General features: G+C 34.6%; 16 protein-coding genes. 5 read left to right on the forward strand and 11 right to left on the reverse strand.

The features are described from left to right. Positions 1 to 16 precede the first annotated feature (16 nt). Genes Q5N74_RS14855 through Q5N74_RS14865 form a run of 3 tightly spaced genes read right to left on the reverse strand, consistent with a single transcriptional unit; the run spans position 17 to position 3600 of the window. Positions 17 to 1846: a lysophospholipid acyltransferase family protein gene (locus tag Q5N74_RS14855; protein ID WP_304389737.1), complete on the reverse strand. Its 1830-nt coding sequence runs from the start codon at positions 1844 to 1846 to the stop codon at positions 17 to 19. Between the two features lie 22 nt (positions 1847 to 1868). After that, positions 1869 to 3119, reverse strand: coding sequence for an aspartate kinase (locus Q5N74_RS14860; RefSeq protein ID WP_304389738.1), 1251 nt, complete (start codon positions 3117 to 3119; stop codon positions 1869 to 1871). 1 nt (position 3120) lies between these two features. Beyond that, positions 3121 to 3600: a GNAT family N-acetyltransferase gene (locus Q5N74_RS14865; protein WP_304389739.1), complete on the reverse strand. Its 480-nt coding sequence runs from the start codon at positions 3598 to 3600 to the stop codon at positions 3121 to 3123. A gap of 118 nt (positions 3601 to 3718) precedes the next feature. On the opposite strand from Q5N74_RS14865, the gene fbp reads away from it, so the two are divergent. Beyond that, the gene (fbp, locus tag Q5N74_RS14870; protein ID WP_304389740.1) at positions 3719 to 4726 is read left to right on the forward strand and encodes a class 1 fructose-bisphosphatase; all 1008 of its coding nucleotides are present in this window, start codon (positions 3719 to 3721) and stop codon (positions 4724 to 4726) included. 98 nt (positions 4727 to 4824) lie between these two features. On the opposite strand, the gene Q5N74_RS14875 is transcribed toward fbp, so the two are convergent. The 8 genes from Q5N74_RS14875 to gltB form a co-directional block, all read right to left on the reverse strand. Beyond that, on the reverse strand, positions 4825 to 6675 hold the full coding sequence (locus Q5N74_RS14875) for a SulP family inorganic anion transporter (protein ID WP_304389741.1): 1851 nt from the start codon (positions 6673 to 6675) through the stop codon (positions 4825 to 4827). A gap of 43 nt (positions 6676 to 6718) precedes the next feature. Continuing rightward, positions 6719 to 7375: a DUF2490 domain-containing protein gene (locus Q5N74_RS14880; protein ID WP_304389742.1), complete on the reverse strand. Its 657-nt coding sequence runs from the start codon at positions 7373 to 7375 to the stop codon at positions 6719 to 6721. Positions 7376 to 7391: 16 nt separating this feature from the next. Continuing rightward, complete coding sequence (locus Q5N74_RS14885) at positions 7392 to 8021, reverse strand: carbonic anhydrase family protein (protein WP_304389743.1); 630 nt, start codon at positions 8019 to 8021, stop codon at positions 7392 to 7394. A gap of 4 nt (positions 8022 to 8025) precedes the next feature. After that, positions 8026 to 8859, reverse strand: coding sequence for a universal stress protein (locus Q5N74_RS14890; protein WP_304389744.1), 834 nt, complete (start codon positions 8857 to 8859; stop codon positions 8026 to 8028). A 6-nt stretch (positions 8860 to 8865) separates the two neighbouring features. Then, positions 8866 to 10458, reverse strand: coding sequence for a SulP family inorganic anion transporter (locus Q5N74_RS14895; protein ID WP_304389745.1), 1593 nt, complete (start codon positions 10456 to 10458; stop codon positions 8866 to 8868). 92 nt (positions 10459 to 10550) lie between these two features. Further along, complete coding sequence (locus Q5N74_RS14900; RefSeq protein ID WP_304389746.1) at positions 10551 to 10847, reverse strand: hypothetical protein; 297 nt, start codon at positions 10845 to 10847, stop codon at positions 10551 to 10553. A gap of 187 nt (positions 10848 to 11034) precedes the next feature. After that, on the reverse strand, positions 11035 to 12498 hold the full coding sequence (locus Q5N74_RS14905; RefSeq protein WP_304389747.1) for a glutamate synthase subunit beta: 1464 nt from the start codon (positions 12496 to 12498) through the stop codon (positions 11035 to 11037). A gap of 4 nt (positions 12499 to 12502) precedes the next feature. Continuing rightward, positions 12503 to 17017 carry a glutamate synthase large subunit gene (gene gltB / locus Q5N74_RS14910; protein WP_304389748.1) on the reverse strand — a complete coding sequence of 1505 codons (4515 nt, stop codon included), beginning with the start codon at positions 17015 to 17017 and terminating at the stop codon, positions 12503 to 12505. A 460-nt stretch (positions 17018 to 17477) separates the two neighbouring features. Between gltB and Q5N74_RS14915 the strand changes: the two genes are divergently transcribed. From Q5N74_RS14915 to Q5N74_RS14930, 4 genes are all read left to right on the forward strand, one after another. Further along, on the forward strand, positions 17478 to 18488 hold the full coding sequence (locus Q5N74_RS14915; protein ID WP_304389749.1) for an outer membrane beta-barrel protein: 1011 nt from the start codon (positions 17478 to 17480) through the stop codon (positions 18486 to 18488). A gap of 105 nt (positions 18489 to 18593) precedes the next feature. After that, positions 18594 to 19877 (forward strand): ammonium transporter, encoded by a 1284-nt coding sequence (locus Q5N74_RS14920; RefSeq protein ID WP_304389750.1) that lies wholly within the window; start codon positions 18594 to 18596, stop codon positions 19875 to 19877. 106 nt (positions 19878 to 19983) lie between these two features. Then, positions 19984 to 20322 carry a P-II family nitrogen regulator gene (locus Q5N74_RS14925; protein WP_304389751.1) on the forward strand — a complete coding sequence of 113 codons (339 nt, stop codon included), beginning with the start codon at positions 19984 to 19986 and terminating at the stop codon, positions 20320 to 20322. A 23-nt stretch (positions 20323 to 20345) separates the two neighbouring features. Next, positions 20346 to 21569 carry an ammonium transporter gene (locus tag Q5N74_RS14930; RefSeq protein WP_304389752.1) on the forward strand — a complete coding sequence of 408 codons (1224 nt, stop codon included), beginning with the start codon at positions 20346 to 20348 and terminating at the stop codon, positions 21567 to 21569. Positions 21570 to 21672 lie beyond the last annotated feature (103 nt).

The raw sequence follows: 21672 nt of genomic DNA on the forward strand, positions 1-21672 counted from the left end.
TCAAAAAATAGAGGTTTTAATCTCCGTTGTTTTCTGATAATTTACGTTCCAATTCTGCTTGAAATTCTTCCATAACAGGGCGTACCGTGCTTTCTGGTAAGTCGGCTATTTTAATGTACATCAACCCATCTACCGCATTGTTAAATAAGGGATCTACATTAAAAGCGACCAAACGTGCATTTTGTTTGATGTACTTTTTTAGAAGTACTGGTAAACGTAAAGCACCTGGCTCTATTTCATCAATAATTTTATCGAACTTATTTAAATCGGCTTCCGTTTCATCAAAAACAAAGTCTTTATCGGCATCTTTTAGTTTTACCTTAAATTCCTTTTTGGGGTGCACATATTGCGCGATGTAAGGGTCGTAATAATGAGAGCGCATAAACTCAATCATTAACGATTTTGAGAAATTTGAAAACTGGTTACTAATACTCACACCACCAATTAAAAACTTATGCTCTGGATAGCGTAGGGTTGTGTGCACAATACCTTTCCAAAGTAAAAAGAGCGGCATGGGGCGTTGTTGATATTCTTTAATAATGAAGGCGCGTCCCATTTCGATAGACTGGCTCATCATTTTATGTAATTCGGGTTCAAATCGAAACAGGTCTTGTAAATAAAAACCATCGATACCATAACTCTCAAAAATTTTAGAGCCTAAGCCCATTCTGTAAGCACCGGCAAGTAATTTAGTTTCATTGTCCCAAAGAAACATGTGGTGGTAATAATTATCGAAAGTATCTAAATCTATGGCTTCATTAGTCCCTTCACCTACTTCTCGAAACGTAATTTCACGTAAGCGTCCAATTTCGCGAAGTATGTTCGGTATTTTGGTGGCTTGAGCTAAAAAGACTTCGTAATTTTTACTTTGTAACAATCTGGAATTGTCGTTGCGTAGCGCATCAACTTCATTAATCATTAAGGCATTATCAACCGGAGTTACAATGTTTTTGGGTGTTTTAGGTGTTTTTAAAGTAGACTGAATATTATCTAATATTTTCGATTTGTGTTCAAAAGCATGCGATAGTATATAGGTTTTTCGTCTTAAAAATTCTGAAAAATCGTCAAGAGATGTATGTTCTTTTTGGTCTTCTACCGAGATAGGTTTACCTATTCTAACTTTTATAATTCTACGTTTTTGTGTGAGTACTTCTGATGGTAATTTGGCGGTTCTAAACGTATCGCTAATTTTTGATAGCTTATAAAATAATCGGCTGTTTTTAGCATGAAAGTAAATAGGTACTACGGGTACTTCGGCTTTCTTTACCAATTTCATGGCCGATGCTTCCCAAGGTTTATCTACCATTAATTTGCCATCTCTATACGTGGATACTTCGCCTGCTGGAAAAATACCTAGAGGTTTGCCTTCGCGTAAATGTAAAATGGCGTTTTTAAAACCTACAATACTTGATTTTACATCTTTTCGATCCTCGAAAGGGTTTACCGGCATAATGTAAGGAATCATAGGTTCAATACGGTGCAATAAAAAGTTGGCAATTATTTTGAAATCGCTGCGTTGCTCAAGCATCAATTTTAAAAGTAAAATGCCATCGATACCACCTAACGGATGGTTTGAAACGGTAATGTAAGCACCTTCTTTTGGAAGTCGTTTTAAATCTTCTTCAGGGATTTCGAACTTAATTTGAAATTCATCTAAAATTTTATCTAAAAAATCAACACCTTCAAGGTGTTTGTTGCGGTTGTAAAATTTATTTAAAGTGGATATTTTAAGCACTTTCATTATTAGCCAACCTATAAACGTACCTATAAAACCATAGTTATCTACGTTTAATACTTTAGCTACTTCTTTAGCAGTAACTAATCCGGAATCTTGTTGTTTGGTCATGACTGTAAATGTACTAAATTGTTTATTTACTTACTACTTGAACAGTTTCTTGTGTTAATTGTTTTAATAACACGGTTTTACCTTCTTCGATTTGGTTAATTGCATTTTGGGTATAATGTCGAATCGTGTAAAGCGATACGTTTTCATGACAAGTTACCTTGAATTTTGCTTTTAAATGATGTAATAACTTGTCAAGATTATTGTAAATATTATCGATGCATACTGAAAAACTAATGGCTGAATTCTGAATAACATCTACCTTCATTTTATATAAATGTAATAAATTAAATATGTCGCTAATGTTTTCTTCTACGATATATGAAAAATCTAAGGACGATAATGAGATTAAAACTTGGTTTTTCTTCACAATAAAACAGGGTACCATAGGGTCTAAAGTAATGTTTTTACCTATGCGTGTTCCGGGAGCTTCCGGGTTTAGAAAGGACTTTACATATAAAGGAATTTCTTTGCCTTGTAAAGGTTGTAAGGTTTTTGGGTGAATTACCGATGCGCCATAAAAGGCTAATTCGATGGCTTCACGATAGCTTATTTTGTTTAGCAATTGGGCATTTTCAAAATAACGTGGATCGGCATTTAGTACACCAGGCACATCTTTCCAGATGGTTACATGATCGGCATTTAAGCAATAGGCGAAAATAGCAGCCGTATAATCACTCCCTTCTCGGCCTAATGTGGTTGTAAAATTATTAGGATCGCTGCCTAAAAACCCTTGCGTAATATTTAAAACGTTTTTATTGAAGTTGGATGAAATACGTTGTTGGGTGTCTTCCCAATTTACATGGGCACTTCTATAATAGTTATCGGTTTTAATATGCTCTCGAACGTCTATCCAATTGTTTTTTATGTCGATAAGGTTTAAATACTCACTAATTATAGTGGTCGAAATGAGTTCGCCATAGCCTATAATTTGATCGTAAACAAAATTATAGTCTGGCGATTTATTCGATGATAAGAATTGGTTGAGTTCGTTGAAAAATTTGGCTACTTTGTTAAATACTTGGTGGTTTTCGTTCTCAAATAAATCTAATATAATTTCATTATGGTATTTTTTAACCTCTTGTAAAGCACTTTGTAATTCGGCATTATTGTCAAAATAATTTTTAATAACAAGTTCTAGAGCGTTGGTTGTTTTTCCCATAGCAGAAACAACAATGAGGGTGTTTTTATAGCCTACTTTAATTAATAATGCCGCTACGTTTTTTACACCATCTGCATCTTTAACAGATGCACCACCAAATTTAAATACCTGCATATTATAGCTTAGAAATATAGTTTTTTATGCTTTGTTCATCCATATGAACCACGCGCCATTCTTCTTTAATTGTAGCGCCTTTTTGTTTGTAAAATTTAATTGCTGGTTCGTTCCAATCTAGTACTTCCCAATTAATACGTTTTACACCCAATTCGTGACCAAATTTAACAATTTCATCTAAAAGCGCAGAACCTAATCCAGTACCTCTGGCTGCTTCATTAACCATCAAATCTTCTAAATGCACGGTTTTACCTTTCCAAGTAGAATACCTAAAATAACCTAAAGCAATACCTTCAATTTTTGAATTTATTTCGGCGACAAAACAAAAGAATGCAGGCGATTCGCTAAAGCCATCATTCTCTAAATCTTGCAAAGTTACTTCAACCGCATCTGGTTCATTCTCAAAATGTGCCAATTGATTTATTAATGATAGCACCTTTGGCATATCTTCCTTTTTCGCTTTTCTGATTGTGAAACTCATAATATTTTTTAGTTATTTCAAAGATAACTTAAAGTTGAATATATAAAAGATTAATCTTGAGCGAAAACGTTGTAGTTCATTAAAAATAGTAGATATTTGTAGGATAAAAATCTATTATATGTCTCATAAAAAGCAAACCTTAGGGGAATTTATCATTGAAAATCAATCTTCTTTTAAATATTCCTCAGGTGAATTATCGAGTCTTATTAACTCAATTAGACTAGCTGCCAAAGTTGTAAATCATGAAGTTAATAAAGCTGGATTGGTAGATATTATTGGTGCAGCAGGCGATACCAATATACAAGGTGAAGACCAACAAAAATTGGATGTGTATGCCAACGAAAAGTTTATTCAAACACTTACCAATAGAAATATTGTTTGTGGAATTGCTAGTGAGGAAGAAGATGATTTTATTGCCATTAATAGTCAAGATGAAAACCACCAGAATAAATATGTGGTTTTAATTGATCCTTTAGATGGTTCTTCAAACATTGATGTAAATGTGTCTGTAGGAACTATTTTTTCAATTTACAGACGTGTAACTCCCGTAGGGAGCCCTGTTACTATTGAAGATTTTTTACAAAAAGGAAGCCAACAAGTGGCCGCAGGTTATGTGGTTTATGGAACTTCCACCATGCTCGTTTATACTACCGGAGCTGGTGTTAATGGATTTACTTTAAATCCTGCCATAGGCTCGTTTTATTTGTCGCATCCAGATATGCAGTTTCCTGAAGATGGCCATATCTATTCTGTGAATGAAGGGAATTATATTCACTTTCCACAAGGGGTTAAAAATTATATTAAGTATTGCCAACAGGAAGAAGATGATAGACCTTATACGTCTCGATATATTGGGTCTTTGGTATCCGATTTTCATAGAAATATGATAAAAGGTGGTATTTATTTATACCCAAAAAGTTCCTTAAACTCTAACGGTAAATTACGTTTGTTATATGAATGTAACCCGATGGCCTTTTTAGCTGAACAAGCGAACGGGAAGGCTAGTGATGGTTTTACGAGAATTATGGATATTAAGCCAACTGAATTACATGAACGTGTGCCTTTTATTTGCGGTAGCAAGAATATGGTTGCTAAGTGTGAAGAGTTTATGAAAAACGCTCAATAAAGAAAAACATATTTTAAACAAAAAAATGCGAACTTTTCAGTTCGCATTTTTTGTTCAGGTCGATTCTTTTTGAAGCAATCGTCCCATTATTTAAAGTTTTAACTTTTAGATTTAATATGCTTAATACATTCATCGAAGGTATTAAATATATGCTCTCTTGGCATTAAATCAGGAATAATATCAATACGTTCCATCAAGTATTTTGGCTGATCAAGTAAATCAACAAAGTACGCTGTAATTTTATTTTTATTAAGTTCCTGAAGCACATCTTCCATGGCATATAATCCAGATTGATCCATATACTGCATACGGTCTAAACGAATAATAACCATAGAGGCTGTATTAGGAATTTGAGCAGACAAACTTTGAAATTCACTAGTAGAACCAAAGAATAAAGGGCCTTTGATGTGTTTTATGAACACTTTTTCTTTTAATTGCTCAGGGAAATCCAATTCATCTTTCCATGCTTCTTCTTTTAAAGATTTAACATCGGAACGTTCTGCAGTTAAATCTCCAATTTTTTTCATGAACATTAAAGATGCAATGATAAGTCCAATACCTACGGCATACACTAAATTCCAGAAAGTTGAAAGAAGTAAAACAACAAACATTATAATCACTTCTGAACTTATTTTGATAGGTCCAATTTTAGCATCTCTTGGTAAACTTGGTATGGCTTTAAGACCTTTATAATCCATAACTCCAATACCTACTGTAATTAATATACCAGCAAGAACTGCGGCTGGAATTCTTGAAGCAATAGGTCCAAGACCTAGTAAAATAACAAGAAGCATGATACCTGCAATCATACCTGAAAGTTTTGTTTTTCCACCAGAATTGATGTTTACAACCGTTCTTATGGTTGCTCCAGCACCTGGAATACCACCAAAAATGGCAGCAATACTGTTACCAATACCTTGACCAATAAGTTCTTTATTAGGTTTGTGTTTGGTTTTGGTCATATTGTCGGCTACCACACTGGTTAATAACGAATCAATAGCTCCTAATAAGGCTAAAGTTAAAGCTGTAAATATGAAAGGCGTAATACCTGAAATACTAAAGTTTGCGAAAATTTCCAGATTTGGAATTGGAATTCCACTAGGTATTTCCTCAATTGGTCTGTAGTTTAATCCAAAAGCTATGGCCGCACCAGAAACCACTACCAAAGCCACCAAAGTACTCGGTATTTTCGTGGTAATGCGTTTAAACCCATAGATAATGATAATGGTTGAAAGCGCTAAAATTAACTCTAACCAGTTAATGTTTTGAAGCGCCCTTGGCAATACTTTTAAGGTTCCTAAAACACCTGAAGCTTCATTTTTAGCGAGTGTTTTTGATTCTTTCATGATATCTTCTTCACCTATAAATTGGGCTCTGGTAACAGTTTCTTTAAAGTTTTCTAAAACCAAAATACCTTCACCAGCTTCTTCTTTCAAGATGTTTTCTAAAATCAATTCTTCCGCTTGCGGTTTAAATTGGTCTACAAATTCAGTGTCTTCTTTAGGGTAATATCCAATAGAAGGCAATACTTGTGTGATTAAAATAATAACACCAATGGCCGTCATAAACCCGGAGACCACGGGGTAGGGAATGTATTTTATATACTTACCAAACCCTAAAGCACCAAGCCCTACTTGCATTAAGCCCGCAAGTAAAAACACGGTTAGTATGGCAGGTAAGGCCTTTTCAACATCCCCATCATTAACAGCTATAATTCCAGCAATTACAACCATACTCACAGCCGTCATAGGTGCTGTTGGTCCAGAAATTTGAGTATTTGTGCCTCCAAAAAGAGCCGCAAAGAAACTTAAAAATATGGCACCATAAAGTCCAGCACTTGGGCCTAAACCAGATGAAACTCCAAAAGCTAATGCTAGTGGTAATGCAACAATACCTGCGGTTATACCTCCAAAGGCATCTCCTTTTATGTTTGAAAAAAGTTTCTTCATAGTTTATTTAGTTTAATGGTTATAAATTTAGCTGTATTAAAATTTAAAAAGTAACAAAGGTTATCAAGTTAAATTGGTCTCTACTACTGGTTTCGAATATTTGATTCATATAACCAGCTTCTATTTTAATATTTTTATTTATTTGATGCCCAATACCTGCATAGACTCTATTTCTATCAAAAATAGCGCTTTTAGTATTTAAAAACACTTCATTGTAGCCAGATAAATAAAAAGAACCTGTTTTAGTTATAGGAACATTTAATCCTAGAAAATAACGAAAACGCATTTTATAATCATCTTCAACAAAACGTTGTTCAAAACGGTAGCGGTGGTTTAATGTGAATTTACCAATAGCTTGTTTTGATGTAAGCTGCTGGAAAATACGGTGTTCATTGACGCTTACTTTTTCGTCTGTCTCTCCAATATAGTTTTCAGAAAGGATATAGCCATAGCCTAATAAAAAGTTGTTTTTGCCTTCGTTAAATGTGTAGCCCAAGCCCGTTCTTAAAAGGAGTTGTTCTAAATCTCCAATGGCATTGTAGTTTCGATGTTGCACTTCATGATGGATATTCCATTTAGAATTTATTTTTTTATTTCCAATGTAAATAAGCCAATTCCCAAAATCACTGTCTTGCGCGCTCATAAAGTTAGGCAACACTAACGCTAACGTTAGTGCTACCATACTTAATCTCTTTTTCATAATATGTTTTTTCTTTCTATTCAAAAAATGCAACTTCACCTGTATTAATATCATACATGGCTCCAACAATAGCAATCTCATTGTTGTCTTCCATTTCTTTTAAAACTGGGCTTTGTTTTCTAATGTTTTCTATAGCGATAATTACATTTTTTTCTGCAACATTGTCTACGAAATCTAGGTTTTTAGAATTTCTTAAGCTTTTATCAGTAGGTTCAGCTACAGCTTCAACAGCAGGTTTTATTTTGCCTAACATACCTGTTAAATTACCAAGTTTTGCATCGTCGCAAGCGCCTTTTATAGCACCACAACTAGTGTGACCTAATACTACGATTAATTTTGTTCCAGCTAGTTTAGAAGCAAATTCCATGCTTCCTAGAATGTCTTCATTTACAAAGTTACCTGCAATACGAACACTAAAAATGTCGCCTAAACCTTGATCGAAAACCAATTCAGCCGAAACACGAGAATCAATACAGCTTAAAATCGTAGCGAATGGAAATTGCCCATCGCTTGTATCATTTACTTGCTCTAATAAGTTACGATTTGCTTTTAAATTATTTTGAAATCTTTTGTTTCCTTCTTTTAAATATTCTAATGACTTCTGTGGTGTCATTGTAGACTGGGTTTCTCTTGTGTGTGCTTTCATAATGTTATATTGTTTTATGTTTTAATGAATAATTTTGGTTACTTGTTAACAGGAGCGAGACATTAAGTTTTTTTATCATTGACTTAACCTCTTGCGTTTTTGTTTTGTTTTTTGCGCCATTTTCAAATCGGTCTACACATAACAAGTTAATGTTATTTTTAGAAATGTAATTTGAAAGGTTATTAATGGCATTGTCATTTTGTTCAAATACATATTCTACGGTATCAATATGTGTTGAAAAATTTTCTTGATTCAATCCTTTCGATTTTTCAAGTATTTTAAATGATTTTAACGGCTCTTTGGTGTTCGCTAATAATGTTTCAGTTAAAGAGTTATTTAGCATAGCATTCATGCTATTTAGTACGCCTAACGATAGTTCTTTACTAGAATCCAAACTGTTATTGGGGTCTGCAATTAGAATGGTGCCGTTAAATTGTTTTATAACAAATTGAATAATTTTATTGCCACCTACATGTAATAAATTGTTTTTTTTATTTCCTAAAACAATAATATCTGGTTGCTTTTCTTCAATACAATTTGCTATTTCGTGTTTTACATTACCGAATGCAAAGGAGTAATTTAGATTTATTTGATGATTCTCGGAAACTGATTGAATTAACTTTTTTAATTTTTTATCAGTAGCGAGGTAATCATGGTTAATGGTGCGTATAGCCGATAATTGGTTGTCTCTCTCAACAACTTCTGAAGCACTTTTTACATGAAAAAGTTCTACTTCAGCGCCAATCATTTCAGCTAAGCTAAGGGTGCTTTTTAATGTAGTGCTTGTCGATTTTTTTAAATCGGCAAGCACTAATATTTTATATTTATTTTTTTTCATGACGTTTTAGCTTAAACTTAAAGTCGATTTTGGTCTTTCATTGAAGAACTTAATAAAACTTGACGGATTTTCAACAATACCACGTTTTGAAACAAGCTTAATATCAATATTTCTTTCTTCAGCTTTAAACAGAAAATCTTCAAGAATTTCTACAATATCGTGGTCCAAATATCTAGTTTTAATAAGATCCAATTCTAAATAGGTGTCTCTTGGTAAACTGTCTAATTCTTTAAGAATCGCTCCTTTATTGAAAAATGTCACTTCTTCTGCCAAGGTCATTTTTATTTTATGTTTCCCGTTACTTTTGTCCTCGATGTGAAGAAAATGTGAATTTTGGTAGCTTTTTAATAAGATTACTACAACACCTACCATAAGTCCTAAACTAATACCAAATAATAAATCAGTAAACACAATACCAACTACGGTTACTATAAACGGAATCCATTGTTTCCAACCTAATTCATACATTTTTTTGAATAAAGCTGGTTTTGCTAATTTGTAACCCACAACTAAAAGGATAGAAGCTAATACAGATAATGGAATCAGATTGAGCAAACGCGGAATTAAAATTACCGATATTAAAAGAAGAAAACCATGTAATATGGTAGATAATTTACTTTTTCCGCCAGATTGTACATTGGCAGAACTTCTTACTATAACTTGAGTAATTGGTAAACCTCCAATTAATCCAGAAACAATATTTCCAGCACCTTGTGCAAATAACTCTCTATTTGTAGGTGTTACGTTTTTATCTGGATCTATTTTATCTGAAGCTTCCACACATAATAAGGTTTCTAAACTTGCAACTAAGGCAATTGTGAAAGCTATAACCCAAACGTCTGGATTTGTAATAGCTGAAAAATTTGGAAAACTAAATTGATTTAGAAAGGAGCTTGCATCTTCTGGAATTGGTACGCTTACCAAATGTTTTGGTAAAATTGCTAAACCATCATTACCATTAGTTATAAAAACATAGATAATACCAAGTACTACGGCAACAAAAGGGCCTTGTATAACTTTAAAGAATTTTGCTTTTTTAGAAAGTACTAAGTCCCAAAAAAGAATGATAGCTAAACCAATAAGTCCTATAAGCATAGAGCCTAGTGTAATGTTATCTGCGATATTCAAAATTGCCGAAAAAGTGTTCTCTCCGGATACTTCCATAAAACTGTCTGCACCTTCTGGTTCAGCATCATATCCAAAGAAATGAGGAATTTGCTTTAATATAATAATGATACCTATACCAGTAAGCATTCCTTTTATTACAGAGGAAGGGAAGTAATACCCGATTACTCCAGCCTTTAGTGCTCCAAAAATGATTTGGATAACACCAGCAATAACTACGGCTACTAAAAAATTCTGGTACCCACCTAGGCTACCTATAGCGGTTAAAACTATGGCAGCTAAACCCGCAGCAGGGCCACTTACACCTACTTTAGAGCCACTTAAGCCCCCAACAACAATTCCTCCAATAATACCAGCTATTACTCCTGAAAACAGGGGTGCGCCACTGGCTAAAGCAATACCTAAACATAAGGGTAATGCTACAAAAAACACGACAATGCTCGCTGGCAAGTCGCTTTTAATACTTTTAAACATATTATAATAGTTATTCTACTTTGGCTATTAGAGCCAAAGGTTGTTAAACGTGATTAATAGACTTTTTATGAAAAGTCAGAAAAAAACAGAAATTATAATATGATGTGCTCTGGAGGCGGGGAAATTAAATTGAGATGAGGTTTTGGATAGTTTTTAAATTGGTAACTGAAGAATCGTTGCGTTTTTAATTTAAAACCGATTATACTATCACTGTTTAATAATGAAAAAGGTGAAACCAATTTTTTAGTTTTTCCGTTTTCTTCCTCTTCTGCAATTGAATAGAAAATAGAAGTGTCAATAGAATCATCTAATACAACAATAACAGATGGCGCCATGATAAGTGCCATAAATAAAGTTGTAAAAAATATTGCTACTGCTTTTCTAATCATTAAAATGGGATTATTAGGCGCAAATATAATGTTTCGCACTTTCTATTATGTTAAATATTTTTTAAATGATTTAATATTTTTTCCATTTTGATGTTTTTGTGGGTTTAGTCTAGTATCCTTATTGATATAGCATAAAAAAGCCCTCTATTACGAATAATAGAGGGCTTTCTGAGATTAATATGAGTTTCTATAAAGCTACTAAATCACCTGTCTCATTTTTAGAAGGTAAATCTGATTTGCCTTCTAAATAAAGATCTACTTGACGTGCTGCTTCACGACCTTCTGAAATTGCCCAAACAATTAATGATTGTCCTCTTCGCATATCACCAGCGGCAAATATGTTAGGGATGTTTGTTTGGTATTTACCGTATTCTGCTTTGTAGTTAGAACGGGCATCTTTTTCAAGGCCTAATTTATCTGCAATAGTGCTTTCTGGACCTGTAAATCCTAGGGCAAGTAATGCTAAATCACAAGGCCATGTTTTTTCAGTACCTGCAACCTCAATTAATTGAGGACGTTCTCCAGGAACCATTTTCCATTCAACGTTTACAGTTTTTAAAGCTGTTAATTTACCATTAGCGTCCTTAACAAACTCTTTGGTGTTTATTAACCAGTTACGCTCAACACCTTCTTCATGTGATGAAGATGTTTTTAATTGTAATGGCCAGAAAGGCCAAGGCGTTGTAGGTGAACGGTGCCCTGGTGGTTTTGGCATAATTTCGAAATTCACTACCGATTTTGCACCGTGACGGTTTGATGTTCCAACACAATCTGATCCTGTATCTCCACCACCAATTACGATAACATTTTTATCGGTTGCTAAAACTTGGTCTGTAACCTCTTTACCAAATAATACTTTGGTTTGTTGCGTTAAGAAATCCATAGCTTGTACTACACCATCTGCATCTGCTCCAGGTGTTGGCAACGCTCTTCTTTCTGTAGCTCCACCACAAAGTACGACAGCGTCAAAACTTTTAAGGTCTTCAACATCGTAATTTACACCAACATTTACATTGGTTTTAAAGGTGATACCTTCAGCCTCTAAAATAGCGATTCTACGGTCTATGATGCCTTTTTCCATTTTAAAGTTAGGGATACCATAACGTAGTAAGCCTCCAACTTCATCATCTCTTTCAAAAACGGTTACTGTATGACCTGCTCTATTTAATTGTTGCGCTGCAGCTAAACCAGCAGGACCAGAACCAACAACTGCTGTTGTTTTTCCTGTTCTCACTTTAGGTGGTTGTGGTTTTATCCAACCTTCCTTAAAGGCACGCTCTACAATTTGTTTTTCTATATTTTCAATAGAAACGGGGTCTTCAATAATACCTAATACACACGATTTCTCACAAGGTGCAGGGCATAAACGACCTGTAAACTCTGGAAAATTGTTTGTAGAATGTAATAACCAAGAGGCTTTTTGCCATTCACCTTGGTGGACCATGTGATTGAAATCTGGTATTAAATTACCAAGTGGGCAACCACTGTGGCAAAAAGGAATACCACAATCCATACAGCGTGATCCTTGTTTTGTAATTTCCGCATCGTCTAAAGGAACGGTAAATTCTTTATAATGTTTTACACGCTCTTTTGCTGGCGCATAACTTTCATCTTGTCTTTCAAATTCTTTAAATCCTGTTACTTTTCCCATGACATTATGCTATTGTTAGTTCTTCTACCATTTGTTCTTCAGTCTCTAAGCGTATTAAAGCTTTTTTGTATTCGATAGGCATCACTTTCACAAAGTTTTTTAAACTAGTTTCCCAGTTTGCTAATAATTCTTGACCTCGGTTACTATTTGTATATAGAACATGTTTTTCAATCAATGCTTTTAAATCTTTAGCATCTTCATTTAAAACTTCTTCAAATTCTATTGTTTCTGTGTTACATAAACCGTTTGTGAATTTATTTTCAGGGTCATATACATATGCAATACCACCACTCATACCTGCAGCAAAGTTTCTTCCGGTTGTACCTAGAACAACTACTTTACCACCAGTCATATACTCACAACCGTGATCTCCCAGACCTTCTACAACTGTAATAGCACCAGAGTTTCTTACTGCAAAACGCTCACCAGCAATACCATTAATATAAGCTTCACCTTGCACGGCGCCGAATAAACAAACGTTACCAACTATGATGTTGTTTTCTGCAATGAAATCGGCTTTTGTAGGTTTCTTTATAATTAATTTGGCTCCAGATAAACCTTTACCTAAGTAATCATTCGTATTTCCTTCTAAAATAAATGTTAAACCATTCGCTCCAAAAGCACCAAAACTTTGACCCGCAGATCCTGTAAAGTTGATATTAAGTGTGTCTTCAGGTAAACCTAAATGACCATATATTTTAGAAATTTCATTACTAACGATAGCACCCACAGTACGGTTTGTATTGTGTATTGGGTATGCCAAAGTCATTTTCTCTTTTCTATATAAAGCTCTGTGAGAATCTTTTAATATTTTAAAATCAAGAACGTCTTCTAAATTATGATCTTGTTTTTCAGTGTTTTTAACAGTTTTAAGCTTGTAAGCTTCTGGTCTGTGTAAAATCGCCGATAAATCTAAACCTTTAGCTTTGTAATGAGTTATAGCTTTGTTCGCATTAATTTTGTGGGTTTGCCCAACCATTTCTGCTAAAGTTCTAAACCCTAATTGTGCCATAATAGCTCTTAATTCTTCAGCAATATAGAAGAAGAAGTTAATAACATGTTCTGGTGTACCTTTAAAGTTTTTACGTAACTCTTTATCTTGAGTTGCGATACCTACTGGACATGTATTTAAGTGACACTTACGCATCATAATACAACCAGAAGCAACAAGAGGAGCGGTTGCAAAACCAAATTCTTCTGCACCAAGTAAAGCAGCAATAGCAACATCACGACCTGTTTTTAATTGGCCATCACATTCTACAACGATACGGCTTCTTAAGTTGTTTAATACTAAAGTTTGTTGTGCTTCGGCTAAACCAAGTTCCCAAGGTAAACCTGCGTGTTTTAATGATGTTAAAGGAGAAGCTCCTGTTCCACCATCATAACCAGCAATTAATACGACATCGGCTTTGGCTTTTGCTACACCAGCAGCAATAGTACCAACACCAACTTCAGATACTAATTTTACATTAATTCTAGCTTCGCGATTCGCGTTTTTTAAATCGAAAATTAATTGTGCTAAATCTTCAATAGAGTAAATATCGTGATGCGGTGGCGGTGAAATCAATCCAACAAATGGGGTTGAGTTACGTGCCGCAGCAATCCATGGTAATACTTTTTCGCCAGGTAATTGTCCGCCTTCACCAGGTTTTGCTCCCTGAGCCATTTTTATTTGAATTTCCTTCGCGTTGGTTAAGTAATGTGATGTTACACCAAAACGGCCAGAAGCTACTTGTTTAATAGCCGAGTTACGACTATCCCCATTTAAATCTGGATGGAAACGTTTTCTATCTTCTCCACCTTCACCAGAGTTTGATTTACCACCAATACGGTTCATCGCAATGGCTAAGTTTTCATGTGCTTCTCTAGAGATAGACCCGTAAGACATGGCTCCCGTTTTGAAACGTTTTACAATATCAGTCCATGGTTCTACTTCTTCTAATGGAATTGGGTCTAATTTGTCAAATTCAAATAAACCACGAATCGTCATTAAATTTTCAGCCTGCTCGTTTATGGCTTTTGCATATACATCATAACTTGCTTGGTCACTTAACCTTACAGCTTGTTGTAATTTAGAAACAGTAGTTGGGTTAAACATATGGCGTTCACCATTACGTCTCCATCTGTAGTCTCCACCAATATTTAAGCCTAAACGTTTGTCAATTAAGTTGTCTGGGTAGGCGTATTTATAACGTTCGTTAATTTCTTTTTCAATTTCATACAAACCAATACCTTCTATTCTTGAAGCTGTATATGGGAAGTATTTTTCAACAAATGAAGAGCTGAATCCAACTATTTCGAAAATTTGAGAACCTCTGTACGAGTGAAGCGTAGAGATTCCAATTTTATTCATAACTTTTAATATACCAGAACCAATCGCTTTGTTGAAGTTATTCACCGCTTTTTGCTCATCCATACCTGTGATGAAGCCTTCTTTTACTTGCGATCTAATAATTTCGTTTACCATATAAGGGTTAATAGCACTTGCACCATAACCAAATAAAGTAGCAAAATGATGTGGTTCACGAGGCTCTGCAGATTCGATAATGATATCGAAATAAGAACGCTTACGTAAACGGTTCATTTGATGATTTACATAAGAACAGGCTAGTAAAGCAGGAATTGGTGCGAATTCTTTATTAACACCTCTATCTGAAAGGATGATGATGTTGGCACCTCTATCAATGGCTTTAGAAACTTGAATAATCATTTCTTCTAAAGCATCTTCTAAACCATTAAGCCCTTGTGCTTTTGGATATAAAATATGAATAGTTTCGGCTTTAAAAGCTTCAATTGAAATGCTTCTTATTTTTTCTAAATCGTCATTAGAAATAACAGGGTTTTGAATTCTTAATTTTCTACACTGTCTTTCTGTAATGCTGAAAATGTTTCTATCTTTTCCTAGATTTAAACTAATATCTGTTACAATTTCTTCACGAATACCATCCAAAGGTGGGTTGGTAACTTGCGCAAATAATTGTTTGAAGTAATTTGAGATTAATTGAGGTCTGTCTGATAATACAGCTAAAGGCGTATCGATTCCCATAGATCCTAATGCCTCTTTACCTGCAACCGCCATTGGCGTAATGACTTCTTGAATATCTTCGAACGTATAGTTGAATAAACGTTGTCTTGTTTTGATATCGATGGTTTCGATTGGGCATGTGTCATTCGTATAAGGCACATCTTTTAAATGTAATCTTGTTTTATCTAACCATTCTTTATAAGGTCTTTCAGAAACAATTTTACTTTTAATCTCTTCATCTTCAATAATGCGGCCTTTGTTCATGTCTACCAAGAACATTTTTCCTGGCTCTAATCTACCATGTCTTTCTACATCTTCTGGAGCAATTTCTACCACACCAATTTCTGAGGCCATGATTAATTTACCACTTTTTGTAATGGTATATCTTGAAGGTCTTAAACCATTTCTATCAAGTAATGCACCAATATAATCACCATCTGTAAATGGTACCGATGCTGGACCATCCCAAGCTTCCATAATACAAGCGTTGTATTCGTAAAATGCTTTACGTTCTGGAGACATGGTTTGGTGTTTTTCCCAAGCTTCAGGAATCATCATCATCATGATTTCTGGTAAAGATCTGTCAGTATGAGTTAATAACTCAACTACCATATCCATAGAAGCAGAATCTGATTTTCCTGGTAATATAATTGGGAATAATTTTTCTATTTGCGGACCGAAAACTTCACTTTTCATGATTTCTTCACGTACACGCATTCTACTTACGTTACCACGAAGTGTGTTTATCTCACCATTTTGACACATAAAACGGAATGGTTGTGCTAATTCCCAAGTAGGCATTGTGTTGGTAGAGAAACGTTGGTGCACTAGCGCCAAACGTGTAACTAAGTCGATTTGTTGTAAATCGGTATAATAAGGTCCGATATCTTCAGGCATGATAATACCTTTATAGATAAGGGTTGTTGTAGATAAACTTGGTAAGTAGAAATAACCACTTTCAGAAATTTTTGAGTTTCTAATAGTGTGTTCTGTAATTTTACGGGCAGCAAATAATTTAGCTTTAAATACAGCTTCTGTTATTTGTTCTGTTTTCCCAACAAAAAGTTGTTCAATATTAGGCTCAGAAGCAAGTGCAATTTCTCCTAATTGTGTAGAATCTACAGGAACTTTTCTCCATCCTAGAATAGCAAGTCCTTGTTCTTTTATTTCTTTTTCAAAAGTGTCTTTGCAAAATTGATATTGGTTAAGTACTTTGGGTAAAAATACCATACCTACCGCGTATTCCCTTTGTTCTGGAATACCAAAATCACATACGCGTTTAAAATAATCGTGAGGTATATCAATTAATAAACCAGCACCATCTCCGGTTTTTCCATCAGCACTTACACCACCACGGTGTTCTAACTTCACTAGAATTTCTAACGCGTCGTGGATAATTTGATTTGTTTTCTCTCCTTTAAGATTACAAATAAAACCTGCACCACAGTTTTCGTGTTCGAATTCAGGCAAATACATTCCTTGTTTCTTCAGCATAATCAACAAATATTGGTTTAAAACTTGAGTTGAAACGCTAAGATATGACCTTGTTCTTGAATAACAATAGGGGGCAATTCATTATTTCGATTTTAGAAGGGATGTTTGGCTAAAAATAATTATATGTTAATAATAAAGTGATTTTTTAATAAATATTCAACACCTATTATTAATGAATAAATAAAGAATAGTGAAATTATGTTAAGAATTGCTTGAATTAATAAGGATAAAACCAATAAATAACGGAAAATACTGACAATTATTCAATTTGGGTGTTTAGTAAAAAATCAAAATATTAAAAAAATCATGAGTCACCCTTTAAAAATTGGGGTTAAAATTGAAATATTCGTAAAAAGTAGACAAATAACCCTGTTTTTTATGGGGGGTAATAATTTTTAACATAGTTTTGGGTCATTCTTAAGGAACATAACCAAGATTAATAACTTAAAAATTACACATTATGAAAAAATTACTGACCCTTTCAATGCTTTTTATGGCAACTATATTATTTGCTCAAGAAGAAACACCTGCTCCTACATTTAGTTTTAGCGGAAGTGTTGATGCTTATTACAGAGCAAATTTATCAGGGCCACAATTGCAAGCACCAGGATCATCATTTGCTAATTTGCCAGGATTTGCTTTAGGTATGGCTAATGTAATAGCTTCTTACGAAGGTGAAAAAGTAGGTTTCGTTGCCGATTTAGTATTTGGCCCAAGAGGTACCGATGCTATTTTTGCTTCACCAATGTATTCTGCAACAGGAAATATAGTAAATCAATTATATGCTTACTGGAATGTGAGTGAAAGCGTTAAATTAACAATGGGTAACTTTAACACCTTTTTAGGGTATGAAGTAATTTCGCCTTCAGCTAACTTTAACTATAGTACATCTTATTTATTCTCTTACGGGCCATTTAGTCATACAGGTTTGAAAGCAGATTTTACTTTATCTGACGATTTCAGCTTAATGTTAGCAGTAATGAATGATACTGATTTAACAGAATTTAACCCAACGGGTGATTATGCTTTTGGAGCGCAATTAGGATACAAAGGACAATTCTTAAACTTATTAGTAGATCCTTCTTTTACTGAGATAGATTTTACTGGTGGTTTTGATGTAACAGATTCCTTCTTTTTTGGAATAAACGCAGCTTATTTAACACTTGAAAATAACGGTGGTGGTTTTGCTGGTGGTGCTTTGTATCCACAGGTTGCTTTAAACGAAACGTTCACACTTGGTTTAAGAGCTGAATATTTTGTTGAAGATGGTGCATTTGGTGCTATTGGTACTGGTGTTGCAGATTCTAGTGTATTTGCGACTACTTTAACAGGAAGCTTTGCTATTGATAATTTAACAATCAAACCAGAACTTCGTTTAGATTCTGCTTCAGATGATGCTTTCTTAGATAACAACTTAGCAGGAACAAAAAGCTTAAGCTCTTTTGTATTAGCTGCTATATATTCTTTCTAAAAGAAGATAAATATGAAATAACCAATCAATTAAAAGAAAATAGAGCAATGCCTTAACTCTCAAGGGGGCTCTATTTTCTTTACCAACCCTTAAAAATTTATTACTATGTCGATATTTAATACGTCTCTTTTAATTCAAGATACTGCCGCTATAGAAGGCGATATGGGAATGCTTTGGATGCTAATTTCTGGTATTCTAGTTTTCTTTATGCAAGCAGGATTTTTCTTAGTAGAATCTGGAATGACCGATTCTAAAAATGCAGTAAACATCGCCATGAAAAATTTCTTAGACATCGCAGTAGGCTCCTTGGCTTTCTGGTTTGTTGGATATTCTTTAATGTATGGTGCAGATGCTTCTGGTGGTTTTTTCCATTGGGGAGGTTTTACTTTCTCTCAAGGAGCAGCCGATTTATTTTTCCAAACGGTATTTGCCGCAACCGCCGCAACTATAGTTTCTGGAGCAATTGCTGGAAGAACGAAGTATACAACTTACGCTATTTTTAGTATCATGATGACGGCTCTTATCTACCCTATCGCTGGTGGATGGGAATGGAATGGAGGCTGGTTAAATAATACCGATGGCATTATGCCTGCAGAATTTATTGATTTTGCTGGATCTTCAATTGTACACTCTGTAGGAGGTTGGGCGGCATTAGTTGCTGCTTGGATGGTTGGACCACGAATTGGTAAATTCCTTAACGGGAAACCTGTTGAGATGCATGGTCACAATCAAATGTATGCTACTTTAGGTGTTTTTATCCTTTGGTTAGGTTGGTTTGGTTTTAATGGGGGGTCTCAATTAGCTTGGGGTGGTGATGATGCTACGGCAGCTGCTCAAGTGGTGCTTGTTACTAATTTAGCTGCTTCGGCTGGAGCCTTAGGTGCTTTATTCTTTACTTGGTTTAAAAACGGAAAACCAAATTTAGGAATGACTTTAAACGGGGCACTTGCTGGTCTTGTAAGTATTACGGCTGGTTGTGGTAACATGACAGAAGGTGGTGCTGTGTTAGCAGGATTAATAGGGGGATTACTTGTAGTGTTTTCAATAGGTTTTGTTGAGAAAACTTTAAAAATTGATGATGCTGTTGGTGCTATTTCCGTACACGGAGTTGCTGGTGCTTGGGGTACTTTAGTTATAGGTCTTTGGGGTGTAGATGGTGATGTTGGAATTGGACTTTTTAACGGTGGTGGTGCTGCTCAATTAGGTGCTCAAACTATAGGTGTATTAGCATATGCGGTATGGTCCATAGGTTTGTCATATATATTCTTGCTTATTTTGAAGAAGACTATTGGTTTAAGAGTTTCAGAGGCTGAGGAGATTGCAGGTCTTGATATTTCAGAACATGGTTCTTTAGCATACCCAGGAAAGAGACAAAGAGAAATAGAATAAGTTATTTAATAATAATTTAAAAGATGCCTTAAGCAATTAAGGCATCTTTTAAATAAGTAAAAATTAAACATAGGTTTATTTAGTACAACTAAACAATAATGATATTATGAAAAAAATAGAAGCAATAATTAGAAAATCCAAATACCGTGTGGTGAAAGAGGCACTGCAGGAAGTTGGTGTTAATTTTTTCTCATACTGGGATGTTACTGGTATAGGAAATGAAAAAGAAGGACATGTATATCGTGGTGTGTCATACAGCACAAGTGATATTCAACGCAGGCATATCGCCATTGTTGTAAATGATGATTTTGAAGATGTAACGGTACAAGCTATTCTTCGTTCTGCAGGAACGGGTGAGGTTGGAGATGGTAAAATCTTTGTATCTGACGTCAAAGAATGTTATAGAATAAGAACTGGAGAACAAGGTGGGGACACTTTAAAATAATAATGATCTAACAAAACAAAATTATGGAATTACTTACAACAAATAATGTATGGATGATGGTCTGTACAGCGCTCGTTTTCTTTATGCACACAGGATTTGCATTCTTAGAAATTGGGTTGACAAGACAGAAAAATACAATCAACATTTTATTTAAAAATATTTTTATTATTACCGTTGGATTATTATTGTACTACATTGTAGGGTTTAATTTAATGTACCCAGGAGATTTTAATGGGTTTTTAGGCTTTGCAGGCTTTGGTTTAGATGCGCCATTAACTGCTGAAGGTGCACTTGATTTAACATATAACGAAGGTTATACATATTGGACGGATTTCTTATTCCAAGGTATGTTTGCTGCTACCGCCGCAACTATTGTATCTGGAGCGGTTGCTGAACGTATGAAAATTGGAGCTTTCATGATCTTTGCCATTATCTACGTTGGTATCGTTTATCCAATCGCAGGTTCTTGGAAATGGGGTGGTGGATTCTTAGATCAACTAGGTTTTTACGATTTTGCAGGTTCTACGTTAGTACACTCTGTTGGTGGATGGGCAGCCTTAGTTGCTGTTTATTTATTAGGATCTCGTATTGGGAAATTTAAAGAAGGAAAACCTCAAGCAATTCCAGGTCACAATATTCCATTAGCAACTGCTGGTGTATTAATATTATGGTTAGGTTGGTTTGGATTTAATGGTGGTTCTGTTCTTTCTGCAGATCCAGAATTAACTTCAATTACTTTAGTTACAACATGTTTAGCTGCTGCTGCAGGTGGTGTGATTGCTGCTTTAGTGAATTTCTTAAAATATAAAAACCTAGATTTAACCATGTTCTTAAATGGAATACTAGGTGGTTTAGTGGGTATTACTGCTGGTGCCGATGTTATGACTCCGGAAAGTGCTATTATTATCGGTGCTATTGCTGGTGCATTAATTGTATTTGCTGTGGCATTTGTTGATGCTATAAAATTAGACGATCCTGTTGGAGCAATTGCAGTACACTTAATTTGTGGTATATGGGGAACGTTAGCTGTTGGTATATTTTCAACAAACCCAGAGCATACCTTTGTAGCTCAATTAATAGGTGTTGCTTGTTATGCAGTGTTCTGTATAGTTTGTTCATTTATTATCTTAATAATACTTAAGAAAACAGTAGGTATTAGAGTTCCTGAAAAAGAAGAATTAGAAGGTTTAGATGCACATGAACATGGTATGGATGCTTATCCAGACTTTAGGTTGAATGAGCACTAATCTATAAGTATAAAAGACGCAATGTTGGAAAAGAGATGTTTTACCGTTTGGTAAAGCGTCTCTTTTTTTTATACTATAAAATGAAGTAGTGTAAAAATACTGA

This window comes from Mariniflexile sp. AS56, from assembly GCF_030552475.1.
Taxonomy (GTDB): Bacteria; Bacteroidota; Bacteroidia; order Flavobacteriales; family Flavobacteriaceae; genus Mariniflexile.